Source organism: Ruegeria sp. O11, from assembly GCF_056535285.1.
This window is the reverse complement of sequence record NZ_JBQERS010000005.1, coordinates 145196-157105: the sequence shown is the minus strand read 5'-3', so window position 1 is coordinate 157105 and position 11910 is coordinate 145196. Positions and strand designations below refer to the sequence as shown.

Sequence of the window (11910 nt, the reverse complement as noted above, 5' to 3'; positions counted from 1 at the left end):
CATGATGCACCCTGCTGATCTGCCGGAAACGGTGTCTGTGTTTCCTCTGCCCGGAGCGCTGCTGTTGCCGCGCTCGCGCCTACCGCTGCACATTTTTGAGCCGCGCTATCTCCAGATGCTGGATGACGCGCTTAAAACGTCGGAGCGGCTGATTGGGATGGTGCAGCCGAACACCTGTCAGGGGGACGAGACCAAGCTGCATCAAATCGGTTGCGCTGGCCGCATCACACAGTTTTCCGAGACTGAAGATGGTCGCTATCTGATCACTCTGACTGGTATATCGCGTTTTAGGGTCAAATCAGAACTGGACAGTTTCACCCCTTATCGGCGCGCCTCGGTGTCGTGGGATGGGTTCGACCGTGATTTGGGCAAGGCCGAAGTGGATGATGGTTTTGATCGAAACAGGTTCCTAAAACTACTGGAACGGTTTTTCTCATCGCGCCAGTTGTCGACCGATTGGGACACGATGAAAGACGCAGACGACGAGCTTTTGGTCAATTCGCTGTCGATGATGCTCGAATTCGACCCTGAGGAGAAGCAGGCCCTGCTTGAAGCCCCCTGCCTGCGTACCCGGCGCGAGACCTTGGTGACATTGATTGAGTTCGCCATGCGTGGCGGATCGAATGAGGAACATCTGCAATGAGCACACCCGAACACGCTTTTGATCGCCATATGCTTGAGGCGTTGATTTGTCCGCAGACGCACACGACGCTGCACTATGATGCCGAGCGGCAGGAACTCGTGTCCAAAGCCGCCGGGCTAGCCTTCCCGATCCGCAACGGTATCCCGGTGATGCTTGTGGATGAGGCGCGCGAACTGGATTAAATCGGGCGCCCTTGCAGCAGTTTCGGCAGATCACCGGTCAGCCCTGCTGCCTCGCGCACAAAGCCCCGGCGCAGCCCGGGCAGAGATCCGACAATGCCCATACCGATATCCCGGCCCATGCGGAGTAGAGGGTTGTCGTTTGAAAACAGCTTGTTGAACACATCCGTCGCCATTGCGAGCGAGGCGGTGTCGAACCGACGCCACTCCTGATAACGGTCCAGTACCAGCGTTGATCCGATATCTTCGCCACGTCGGCCTGCAAGAGTCAGGACCTCGGCCAAGGCCCCCACATCGCGCAGTCCCGCGTTGAGGCCTTGCCCGGCAATGGGGTGCATACCGTGGGCGGCGTCTCCGACCAAGGCCAGTCGATCCGCTATGAAGGAATTGGCAATTGTCAGGTTCAGCGGATATGTGAACCGGTCGCCTTGCAGATGGATGTCCCCAAGGAAATCACCAAAGCGCGGGCGCAGGACCTGCAGGTAGTCTGCCTCGGGCAGGGCATTGATTTGTTTGGCCGTCTCGCTGCGTTCGCTCCACACGATGGAACTACGGTTGCCGGTCAGAGGCAGAATCGCCAGCGGGCCGGGCGGCATGAAGAATTGATGGGCAATTCCGTGATGGGGCAGTTCGTGTTCTATGGCGCAAACCAAAGCGGTCTGGCCATAGTCCCAGCCCGTGCGCTTTATTCCAGCGCGCGCTGCAGTCCCACTGCGACGACCATCGCAACCGACCAAAAGATTGCCAGCCAGAGTCGAATCGTCATCCAGCGTCAGCGTCGCTCCGAGTGCTGTGATGTCCTGAGATACAACAGTTTTGCCGCTGATTTCGGTGATCCCGGCATGTTCGGCCATGGCTTCCAGAAAGGCACGCCGAAGGTGACGGTCTTCGACCATATAGCCCATTGGACCTTCTTCGATCTCAGCATGATCGAAATGCATGAAGAACGGGGACGGGCCTGCACCGGCATGGCCATCGGTGACCTTAATTTCGAGCATGGGCTGGGCATGTTCTTCGACCTTCTCCCAAACGCCGATTGCGTCCAGAAGACGTTGCGAGGCCAGCGCCAGTGCGTAAGCACGCCCATCAAAGGCCGCGTTCTTGCGAACCTTCTCTGCCAGAGCATCAACTACGGTGACTGAATGCCCGGTCTGAGCCAGCGCCAGCGCAAGAGCGGGGCCATTCAGGCCACCGCCAACAATCAGGATGTCGGATCTGTGTTCCATGTGCTGCAATATGCGTGCCCATTCGGGATTGTCCATGTGCGGTCCTGTCGCTACCGTCCGGACACGGAGTTAACTGGAGGGGACCGGATGCAAGACTGGCTGACCATGACGGCATGTGATTTGGGCCGTGGTATCGGAATGGGGCAGATCGATCCGGTAGAGCTGACCGAAACTTACCTGGCGGCGATTGACGCTCACCCTCATCGCGATCGCATTTACGCCTGTGTTACCCACGATCGCGCCCGCGCCGAGGCACAAGCAGCGCAAGAGCGGGTCAAACTTGGCCTGCGTCGATCATTGCTTGATGGAGTTCCGATCAGCTGGAAAGACCTGTTTGACACGGCAGGCGTCGGAACCGAGGCAGGTTCGGCCCTGCTAAAAGGCCGCGTGCCCGATTCTGACGCGCAGGTGGTACGGAACGCGACCGCGATGGGCACGGTCTGTTTGGGTAAAACGCATATGAGCGAATTGGCGTTCTCGGGTTTGGGCCTCAACCCTGTGACGGCCACACCTCCGTGTGTGAATGACGAAGAGGCCGTACCCGGAGGTTCATCCTCAGGGGCAGGGGCCTCGGTGGCATGGGGTCTTGCGGCTGGTGGCATCGGATCAGACACAGGCGGATCGGTGCGCATTCCTTCTGCATGGAACGATCTTGTGGGGCTCAAAACCACGGCAGGGCGCGTTAGCCTCGAAGGCGTCGTACCGCTTTGCCTGAAATTCGATACGGTCGGGCCTTTGACAAGGTCTGTTGAGGATGCCGCTCATATGCTGGCTACGCTGGAGGGCACAGCCCCGGCTGATCTGCGCGGGGCCTCTTTGAAAGGTCGCCGCTTTGCTGATTTGCAGAACGTGGCCAAAGATGATCTGCGCGAGGCGCCTGCCAAGGCCTATGATGAGGCGCTAGTGCGTCTGAAAGAGGCAGGGGCCGAGATTGTTCCGCTTGAAGTGCCCGAGTTGAATGATGCGATGGGACTTTCAGGTGTGCTTTATACGACCGAAGCCTATGGTCTGTGGCGCGACGTGATCGAAGCGAACCCTGAAGCGATGTATCCCGAAATCCTGGAACGGTTCCGCATGGGCAAAGCCTATACCGGCCCGGATTACGTGGCTGCCTGGTCAATGCTGACTGCCTGCCGTCAGGCCTGGGACGCGGCGACCGCCGGGTTTGACGCGGTGCTTGCGCCAACGGCGCCGATCCTACCGCCCAATCTCGACCGGTTGATGAATGATCATAACTACTATGTCACCGAAAATCTCTTGGCCCTCCGAAACACAAGGATTGGAAATCTGATGGGACTTGCGGCGCTGACATTGCCCACGGGAACACCCGGTTGCGGGCTGATGATGCTGGGCTATCCGGGGTCGGAAGAGGCCTTGTTACGGCTCGGATCAGCCGCCGAAGGTGTTTTGACCTGAATGCCACAATCCCCTGATTCGGAACCTCTTTGTCTGGACGAGACCCGGGTCGATCTGTAATCTGCCAAGAAACGGGGCGCAAAATGACCCCGATATTGAGGCAGTATGATGAATTACCCCGAGCGGTTTTCGAACCTACCGGAATATGCATTCCCGCGTCTGCGCGCCCTGTTGGATCATCATCAACCGGGTGGCGATATCGTTCACATGACCATTGGCGAGCCCAAGCACGATTTCCCGCCCTGGGTAACCGACGTAATCATGGAAAACGCCGCCGGATTTCAAGGCTATCCGCCAAACGAGGGCTCGCCCGAATTGCGCGCTGCAATCGCTGACTGGGTCAACCGCCGCTATGGCGTGTCGATGGATGCAGATACCAATGTGATGGCTCTGAACGGCACCCGCGAGGGGTTGTACAATGCCGCGATGGCACTGTGCCCTGAACAGAAGAACGGCCAGCAGCCGATCATTCTGTGCCCTAACCCATTTTATCAGGTCTATATGGTCGCCTCGATCTCGGTCGGAGCGCAGCCCTATTTTGTGTCTGCAACCGCTGCGACCAGCCATTTGCCGGACTACACCAGTTTGCCCGAAGAGGTGCTGAATCGCACGGCCGTCGCCTATATCTGTTCACCCGCGAACCCTCAGGGGGCAGTCGCATCGCGAGACTATTGGGCTGAACTGATCCAATTGGCCGAGAAATACGATTTTCGCATCTTTGCCGATGAGTGTTACTCCGAGATCTACCGCGACGCCGCTCCGGTCGGTGCGCTGACCGTTGCACAGAAGCTGGGTGCTGATCCCGAGCGGGTTACTCTGTTCAACTCACTGTCCAAGCGATCAAATCTGGCCGGATTGCGGTCCGGGCTGATCGCGGGTGGGCCTGAGACAATAAAACAGGTCAAGCTGTTGCGCAGCTATGCGGGTGCCCCCTTGCCTGCACCGTTGCAGACCGCCGCCGCCAAAGTCTGGGCCGATGAGGTGCATGTGCAGGAGAACCGCGCTCTCTATCAGGAGAAATACGCCATCGCGGATGAGGTCTTTGCAGGTGTGCAGGGTTACATGCCGCCTGAGGCCGGGTTCTTCCTGTGGCTGCCGGTCGAAAACGGCGAAGAAACCGCATTGAAGCTTTGGCAGGAAACCGGCGTTCGGGTTCTGCCGGGCGCATATCTTTCCCAAGGTGATCCGGGGCAAAACCCGGGCGAGCAATTTATCAGGGTCGCTATGGTGGCCCCAAAAACAGAGATGAAGCGCGGGTTAGTTACACTCCGCGACTGCGTCTATTCGTGAGGTACGAGGGCAAAATGGCATCATTGAACGCGCGCAACCGTGACCCGCTGCTGGACAGCACCACGCAAGCCGCCATCGAACGGCGCAGTAAGGAACTGATCGGGATCGCTCTGATCTTGTTGGGGCTCGCAGCCGCCGCGATGGTATGGTCCTATACGCCTGACGATCCGAACTGGATGGTCTCAACCGACGCACCGGTGCAGAATTGGATGGGGCGCATCGGGGCCTCGATCGCCGCACCGTTGTTCATGATCGTGGGGTGGGGCAGCCTGGGTGTCGCGTTGGTATTGGTCACCTGGGGCGTGCGCTTTGCTGGTCATTTTGGCGAAGATCGCGCCATTGCCCGTTTGATTTTTGCTCCGATCTGGATTGCAGTTCTGGCCGTATACGCAGCGACGCTGGTGCCGGGTGTTGAGTGGCGGGCTACGCATAGCTATGGGCTGGGCGGTCTGTTTGGCGACACGGTGATGGGCGCTTTGTTGACGCTGTTGCCGATCTCTTCCCATTTTCTTGTCAAGCTGATGTCGCTCGCGATGGCGGTTGGGATGCTGGCGCTGGGCGTTTTCGTGTTGGGTTTTACCAAAGTCGATGTGCGCAATGGTTTCCGGGCCTTCTTGTTGGGGCTGGTCATGGCTTATGACTTGCTGATGAATGCGCTGGGCCGAGGGGCGACCGCGACCGCACAGGCTGCGCGCGATCGAAAGGCGCAGTGGGCCGAGCGTAAAGCAGAACGCGCAGTAGCGGTGCAGGCGGATTTTGATGATGATCTGGCCTATGCAGATCCTGTTTTTGAAGACCCTGAGCCCGAAATTCAGGAGCCCGCAGCTAAGACAGGTCTTCTGGCGCGGATGCCATCGCTGATCCGCCGACCCGAACCGATGCCCGAACCCGAGTTGATCGAGACCGTCGCTGTCGAAGGCTATTACGATATGCCCGGCGAAGATCGTATTCGGTCCAAGATTTCGGCTGCGGTACGCAATCGTAAGGTTGCGGCAGGGGAGTTGACGCCTGAACCTGATCCGAGCCTGCCATTGACCAAAGGGCGGGGTAGGGGCCCGGATCCGCTGATATTGAACTCTGGCGTGGCAGATGAATTGCCACCGGAGCCTCCGATGACATCTGCCGGTTTGCCCCCCGAACCACCGATGACTGCTGGTTCTGAGGCGTCTTATTTGGCTCAGGCTGATTTTGTGGCCGAACCGGACTATGAAGACGAGGCAGTGTTTGAGGATGCCCCTGAACAGGCGCCGCAACCACGGCAGGCGGTTAAGATACCGGTGGCTGAACCGCGTAAGCCCGTAGTGGCTCAGCCGGTTCGGCGCACTCCCCCGCCTTCGCGCCGGGCACAGGCCGAGGCGCAGCCGACACTTTCATTTGAGGAGCGGCATTCCGATTTCGAACTGCCACCGCTGGGCTTGTTGTCAAACCCGGCCAGCATTCAGCGTCATCACCTGAGTGATGAGGCGCTGGAGGAAAATGCGCGGATGCTGGAAAACGTACTGGATGATTATGGCGTCAAGGGTGAGATTGTCAGCGTCCGCCCCGGCCCCGTGGTCACAATGTACGAACTTGAACCGGCTCCGGGCCTGAAAGCCAGCCGTGTGATTGGTTTGGCGGACGATATCGCGCGCTCGATGTCGGCCCTGTCGGCGCGGGTGTCGACTCTGCCGGGGCGTTCGGTGATCGGGATCGAACTGCCGAATGAAAATCGTGAGATGGTGGTGCTGCGCGAAATCCTCGCCAGCCGTGATTTCGGCGATGGAAATCACGCGCTGCCGCTGGCGTTAGGTAAGGATATCGGCGGTGAGTCTGTCGTAGCGAACCTCGCAAAGATGCCTCATCTACTGATTGCTGGTACAACCGGTTCCGGTAAGTCGGTAGCGATCAACACGATGATCCTGTCGCTGCTTTATAAGCTGACGCCGGATGAATGCCGCCTGATCATGATTGACCCGAAGATGTTGGAACTGTCCGTTTATGACGGTATTCCGCACCTACTCTCACCCGTTGTGACCGATCCGAAAAAGGCGGTCGTCGCTCTGAAATGGGTCGTGGGCGAGATGGAAGACCGATATCGCAAGATGTCCAAAATGGGCGTGCGCAACATCGCGGGCTACAATGGCCGTGTGAAAGACGCGCTGGCCAAGGGTGAGATGTTCAGCCGTACGGTCCAGACCGGATTCGACGATGAAACCGGCGAGCCGATGTTCGAGACCGAGGAATTCGCGCCTGAGGCAATGCCTTATATCGTCGTCATCGTCGATGAGATGGCCGACCTGATGATGGTCGCAGGTAAAGAGATTGAGGCCTGTATCCAGCGTCTGGCGCAGATGGCGCGGGCCTCGGGTATTCACCTGATCATGGCCACTCAGCGCCCGTCGGTCGACGTGATCACCGGTACGATCAAGGCAAACTTCCCGACCCGGATTTCGTTCCAGGTGACTTCGAAAGTCGACAGCCGCACCATTCTGGGCGAGATGGGTGCCGAGCAGCTGCTGGGGCAGGGCGATATGCTTTATATGGCGGGCGGGGCCAAGATCACCCGTTGCCACGGTCCGTTTGTCTCGGATGAAGAGGTTGAGGAAATCGTTAACCACCTGAAACAGTTCGGTCCGCCAGATTACATGAGCGGCGTAGTCGATGGCCCGGCTGAGGAAAAGGCTGACAATATCGATGCTGTTCTGGGCCTGAACACCGGTGGTAACACCAACGGAGAAGACGCCCTTTATGATCAGGCGGTGGCGATTGTGATCAAGGATCGCAAATGTTCAACCTCGTACATTCAGCGGAAACTCGCCATTGGCTATAACAAAGCGGCGCGGCTTGTTGAGCAGATGGAAGACGAAGGCGTTGTTTCCGGGGCAAATCACGTGGGCAAACGTGAAATCCTCGTCCCCGAGCAATAGGATATTTAATAACAAGGGCAGAACGCTTATCTGGGGCGTATGAAACAGATTGCTTTTGCCCTAGCTCTGACACTGGCCGCACCTGCCGCATGGGCGGCGGACAAGCTGCCGCTGTCGCAGATCTCTAACTATCTGAATCAGTTGAAAACGGTTCAGACCACCTTCACGCAAGTAAATGATGATGGCTCGTTGAGCACCGGAAAGCTGTGGTTGCAGCGCCCGGGTAAGATGCGGTTTGAATATGATCCGCCAAATGACGCGGTGGTTTTAGCACGGGCCGGAACGGTGCAGATATTCGACCCCAAATCGAACCAACCGCCCGAGCAGTACCCTTTGAAACGTACCCCGCTGTCTCTGGTTTTGGCGCGCAATGTCAATCTTGCACAAGCCAACATGGTCGTGGGTCACGACTTTGACGGAACAGCTACGATTGTCACGGCTCAGGACCCCAAGAACCCTGAAAGCGGCCGGATCGAACTGATGTTTACTTCCGATCCGGTTGAGCTGCGCAAATGGGTGATACACGACAACGCAGGCAGTCGGACGACCGTTCTGCTTGGGCCTCTGACCGAGGGGGGGATCCTCGATTCGAATGTATTTTCTAACAAGGCCAGAATCGGGTCAAGCAATCGCTGAAGCGACAGGTTCAATATCGGCAATTCGCCAACTGGGCCTGATACAGTTCTGCGCGGGCGTCCACATCACTCGCCACATTCAGCAGCCATGACTTGCTGTTGTAGCTGCCGCGTGCGTAACCCGTATGACCTTCGTGATAGGCCAGATACTGGTTGCGCGTGTCGCTGGGGTGGATGCCGTTCCGCTCATAGCTTTTGTTCATGTACCAGCCGATGAAATCTGACGCATCGCGAATACGATCCCGCTTGGCGCGGCGTTTACCGGTTTCACGCTGATACTGCTCCCACGTGCCATCAAGCGCCTGGCCATAACCGTAGGCGCTGCTTTGACGACCCATCGGAATAACACCCAGCACATATTTGTGCGGCGTGCGTGCGTCGTGCCTATACCGGCTTTCCTGGTAAATCGTTGCCATCTGAACGTGGACCGGAACGCCCCATTTGCGCTCGGTGCTTTTGAAGGCCTTGATATAGTCGGGCTTTTCGCGCGCAATGCTGCACGCGTCATTCAGTCTGCTTGGCGGCTGCTTCGACCCGCCACCACAGGATGCCAAAAGCAGCACCCCGAAGAGTACGAAAAGAAATCTGCTCATGTGCCTCGTGCCTTTTTTCTTTATTCTAGCGCAGATTGAGCATTTTGGAAATCACAATCGTTACAGAATAATAGCGAGAATTAGAGGTATTGCTGCAACAGACAACATCGTCGAGACCATAACCATGCCGGCAACGGCGTCGGAATCAGCCTCGAACCTTTCCGCCAGCAGGTATGATGTCACGGCGACTGGCGTGCACATCTGCAACACCAACACTCCAAAAGCCACAGGCCCCAACCCAAAACCGGCGGCAAAAGCCCAACCAAGCCCGAAGCACACAGAAAGCTTGAGCAAAGAAAGCCAAATCGCCTGTTGCAGTTTTTGGGTTGTCAGTCGGGCAATCGCTACGCCCAGTGTAATCAGCATCATCGGAATCGCCATCTGACCCAGCAATTCCAGCGTGTTGGTCAGAAACAGAGGTGTTTGCCATCCGCGCCAAAGAAACAAGGCCCCCAGCAACGTGGCCCAAACCATGGGTTCGCGCAGAACCTTCCCAAATGCTCCGCGCCCGGCAACCAGATAGATACCGTAGGTGAATGAGAACAGGGCGGTCACTGCCAAAAAGATCACCGCATAACCCAATCCTGCCTGACCAAATGCAAATATGCAAAGCGGTAGCCCAAGATTGCCGGTATTTCCAAAGATAAGCGGTGCCAGATAAGTGCGTTGCTCCATTCCGGTTAATCGCACAAAGGCCCAAAACACTGCTGCCAGAGCGATATGGGCCGCAATTGCCGCTATGGTGAACCGGGTCAGATCCCCACCCGGAATATTGGTCTGCATCAGGGCGACAAAAATCAGACTGGGCACCGCAAGTGTGACCGCAAGACGCGTTACAAACTGTAGCCGATACTCAAATCCAAGCCTAACCCATGCGAACCCGATCCCAGCCAAAAGGAACACAGGGGCCACGATTTCGAACACTGTCAGTAGTAGGTGCACAGACTGTTTCCCCGAATTTCCACTCAATGATTGGCTTTTCCGCCCGAAAAGAGGTAGTAACCTCTTTGGGGGCCGAAACAATGTTAAAGACACAAGCCAAGTACCGCCTGGGACAGGTGGTTCGACATAAAAGACACCCTTTTCGAGGGGTAATTTTTGATGTCGATCCGGAATTTTCGAATTCAGAAGAATGGTATCAGGCCATCCCCGAAGATAGCCGCCCTCTGAAAGATCAGCCGTTCTATCACCTGCTAGCTGAAAACGACCAATCCTTCTATGTGGCTTATGTTTCAGAACAAAATCTGATCGAAGACCAATCGGGTGAGCCCGTTGATCACCCCGACATCCCCAATATGTTCGGCCCGTTTCAGGACGGATCATACCCGTTACATTTTCAGTTGAACTGAATTCCGTAGCTGTATTGTAAGTGTTTAGTATCCAAGGGCGCAGCCGTCTTTACGCGGGTCACTTGCCCCTATCAAGATGCCTGTGTCACAGATTCGAATGGCTTGCGCGCCCCCAAGGGGTGTTTCCAGAACTTCAATGATGTGCCCCATATCGGATAATTGTTGTTTGATTGGGTCAGAATAGCCGCGTTCCATTTTTAATACACCTCCATCCGCAAACGCGCGGGGGGTGTCTATGGCCTGCTGCATCTCCATCTTGAAATCCGTCAGGTTTGATACAAGCCGGGCATGGCCGGTCGGTTGATAGGCACCCCCCATGACGCCAAAGGGCATCGTTATCCGGCCATTTTCACGCAAAAGGCCGGGAATGATGGTGTGCATAGGACGCTTCCCACCTGCCAACTCATTCGGATGTCCAGGTTCAAGATTAAACCCGGCCCCTCTGTTCTGCAGCAATATTCCGAACTTCTCGGAAGCAATGCCCGAGCCGAACCCATGGTAGATCGAATAGATCAGCGAAACCGCCATGCGATCCCGGTCAACGACGGTGATATAGACGGTGTCCTTGTGCACGGATTCAGTCAGAGGGGCGGCTGCGGGCATAGCGCGTTTCGGGTCTATGAGGGCAGCCAGGCTTGCAGCGGTTTCTGGGGCAAGGAAATGCGCCATCCGGCTGCTATGATCGGGGTCGGCAATGAACCGGTTGCGGGCGTCATAGGCCAGTTTGGTGGCCTCGGCCTCGATATGCACCCGCTCGGCCCCCAATGGGTCGAGTGCTGCCAAATCAAAATGTTTAAGGATGTTTAGCAAAAGGATAGCGGTGGCACCCTGACCGTTTGGAGGATGTTCGTACAGATCGACACCTGCGTAATCTCCACGAACAGGCGACGCTTCGTCACTCTGAACCGCCGCGAAATCTTGTGCTGTGTGTGTCCCTCCAAGTTCGGACAAGACCGCCAGCATGTCTTCGGCAATCTCACCGTTATAAAACGCGTCATGCCCGTGTCGTGCCACACGGCGCAGTACCTCTGCCTGGCCCGGTGCCCGAAAAATCTGACCGGTTTGCAGGGGTTTGCCATCCTTCAGATAGTGATCCCGTGCGGCACCTTGCAGGGTCGCGCCGCTGTTTTGCCAATCAAACGCTACGCGCGGCGCAACTGGTACGCCAATTTCAGCATAGTGGATGGCCGGTCGCAGAATCGCTTCCAGCCCCAATCGCCCCTCCGATTGTGCCAATCGGCAAAAGGCCTCAACGGCGCCAGGAATAGTCACCGCATCGGGGCTGGTCAGAGGGACGGAGCTTAGTCCGCGATCACGCAATGCCCCTGCATCAGCATCCGCTGCGGCACGACCTGAGCCGTTTAGTGCGCGCACGGTGTTCTCACCTGCGCGGTTATACAGAACAAAGCAATCGCCACCCAAGCCGGTCATCTGTGGCTCGCAAATGCCCAAAAGCACAGCACCCGCAATGGCGGCATCCATCGCATTGCCACCTTGTTCAAGAATGTCCAAAGCTGTTTTGGCGGCCAGTGGATGTGATGTGGCACACATTCCTTCGGTTGCCAGAACTTCAGACCGTCCGGGCTTGTGCAGATCGCGCATAGCGTACCTCTTCCGTAATCAGGCCGAGATTAGGGCTTGGGATAAAATTGTCCAACAATTTCAGGAAGGAG

At 56.9% G+C, this 11910-nt stretch carries 11 protein-coding genes; 7 read left to right on the top strand and 4 right to left on the bottom strand.

Going from position 1 to position 11910, the window contains the following annotated elements:
- The first annotated feature begins 1 nt into the window (after window position 1).
- Window positions 2–643: an LON peptidase substrate-binding domain-containing protein gene (locus ACRZ91_RS12345; protein ID WP_010440815.1), complete on the top strand. Its 642-nt coding sequence runs from the start codon at window positions 2–4 to the stop codon at window positions 641–643.
- Complete coding sequence (locus tag ACRZ91_RS12340) at window positions 640–825, top strand: Trm112 family protein (RefSeq protein ID WP_010440817.1); 186 nt, start codon at window positions 640–642, stop codon at window positions 823–825. Before ACRZ91_RS12345 ends, ACRZ91_RS12340 begins: the two co-directional genes overlap by 4 nt.
- Here the strand turns inward: ACRZ91_RS12340 and ACRZ91_RS12335 are convergent.
- Window positions 822–2084, bottom strand: coding sequence for an FAD-dependent monooxygenase (locus tag ACRZ91_RS12335; RefSeq protein WP_480905719.1), 1263 nt, complete (start codon window positions 2082–2084; stop codon window positions 822–824). The genes ACRZ91_RS12340 and ACRZ91_RS12335 overlap by 4 nt on opposite strands.
- A 51-nt stretch (window positions 2085–2135) precedes the next feature.
- On the opposite strand from ACRZ91_RS12335, the gene ACRZ91_RS12330 reads away from it, so the two are divergent.
- From ACRZ91_RS12330 to ACRZ91_RS12315, 4 genes are all read left to right on the top strand, one after another.
- A complete protein-coding gene (locus ACRZ91_RS12330; protein ID WP_480905716.1) occupies window positions 2136–3464 on the top strand; it encodes an amidase in 1329 nt (442 codons plus the stop codon).
- 108 nt (window positions 3465–3572) lie between these two features.
- On the top strand, window positions 3573–4754 hold the full coding sequence (locus ACRZ91_RS12325) for an aminotransferase class I/II-fold pyridoxal phosphate-dependent enzyme (RefSeq protein WP_480905904.1): 1182 nt from the start codon (window positions 3573–3575) through the stop codon (window positions 4752–4754).
- 14 nt (window positions 4755–4768) lie between these two features.
- Complete coding sequence (locus tag ACRZ91_RS12320) at window positions 4769–7660, top strand: DNA translocase FtsK (RefSeq protein WP_480905713.1); 2892 nt, start codon at window positions 4769–4771, stop codon at window positions 7658–7660.
- A 39-nt stretch (window positions 7661–7699) separates the two neighbouring features.
- Window positions 7700–8296: a LolA family protein gene (locus tag ACRZ91_RS12315; RefSeq protein WP_480905710.1), complete on the top strand. Its 597-nt coding sequence runs from the start codon at window positions 7700–7702 to the stop codon at window positions 8294–8296.
- Between the two features lie 10 nt (window positions 8297–8306).
- Here the strand turns inward: ACRZ91_RS12315 and ACRZ91_RS12310 are convergent, their stop codons facing one another.
- Both ACRZ91_RS12310 and ACRZ91_RS12305 read right to left on the bottom strand, forming a co-directional pair.
- Window positions 8307–8888, bottom strand: coding sequence for a transglycosylase SLT domain-containing protein (locus tag ACRZ91_RS12310; RefSeq protein ID WP_010440829.1), 582 nt, complete (start codon window positions 8886–8888; stop codon window positions 8307–8309).
- 60 nt (window positions 8889–8948) lie between these two features.
- Window positions 8949–9830 (bottom strand): AEC family transporter, encoded by an 882-nt coding sequence (locus ACRZ91_RS12305; protein ID WP_480905706.1) that lies wholly within the window; start codon window positions 9828–9830, stop codon window positions 8949–8951.
- A gap of 80 nt (window positions 9831–9910) precedes the next feature.
- On the opposite strand from ACRZ91_RS12305, the gene hspQ reads away from it, so the two are divergent.
- A complete protein-coding gene (gene hspQ / locus ACRZ91_RS12300; protein ID WP_010440833.1) occupies window positions 9911–10237 on the top strand; it encodes a heat shock protein HspQ in 327 nt (108 codons plus the stop codon).
- Window positions 10238–10261: 24 nt separating this feature from the next.
- Here hspQ and ACRZ91_RS12295 read toward each other — a convergent pair whose 3' ends face one another.
- Entirely contained in the window at window positions 10262–11839 is a 1578-nt protein-coding gene (locus ACRZ91_RS12295) for a gamma-glutamyltransferase family protein (RefSeq protein WP_480905704.1), read from the bottom strand.
- Window positions 11840–11910: the final 71 nt, after the last annotated feature.

Coding starts and splice junctions, on each gene's coding strand:
- ACRZ91_RS12345 (WP_010440815.1), top strand. CDS start 2: ATGATGCACCCTGCTGATCTGCCGGAAACGGTGTCTGTGTTTCCTCTG.
- ACRZ91_RS12340 (WP_010440817.1), top strand. CDS start 640: ATGAGCACACCCGAACACGCTTTTGATCGCCATATGCTTGAGGCGTTG.
- ACRZ91_RS12335 (WP_480905719.1), bottom strand. CDS start 2,084: ATGGACAATCCCGAATGGGCACGCATATTGCAGCACATGGAACACAGA.
- ACRZ91_RS12330 (WP_480905716.1), top strand. CDS start 2,136: ATGCAAGACTGGCTGACCATGACGGCATGTGATTTGGGCCGTGGTATC.
- ACRZ91_RS12325 (WP_480905904.1), top strand. CDS start 3,573: ATGAATTACCCCGAGCGGTTTTCGAACCTACCGGAATATGCATTCCCG.
- ACRZ91_RS12320 (WP_480905713.1), top strand. CDS start 4,769: ATGGCATCATTGAACGCGCGCAACCGTGACCCGCTGCTGGACAGCACC.
- ACRZ91_RS12315 (WP_480905710.1), top strand. CDS start 7,700: ATGAAACAGATTGCTTTTGCCCTAGCTCTGACACTGGCCGCACCTGCC.
- ACRZ91_RS12310 (WP_010440829.1), bottom strand. CDS start 8,888: ATGAGCAGATTTCTTTTCGTACTCTTCGGGGTGCTGCTTTTGGCATCC.
- hspQ (WP_010440833.1), top strand. CDS start 9,911: ATGTTAAAGACACAAGCCAAGTACCGCCTGGGACAGGTGGTTCGACAT.
- ACRZ91_RS12295 (WP_480905704.1), bottom strand. CDS start 11,839: ATGCGCGATCTGCACAAGCCCGGACGGTCTGAAGTTCTGGCAACCGAA.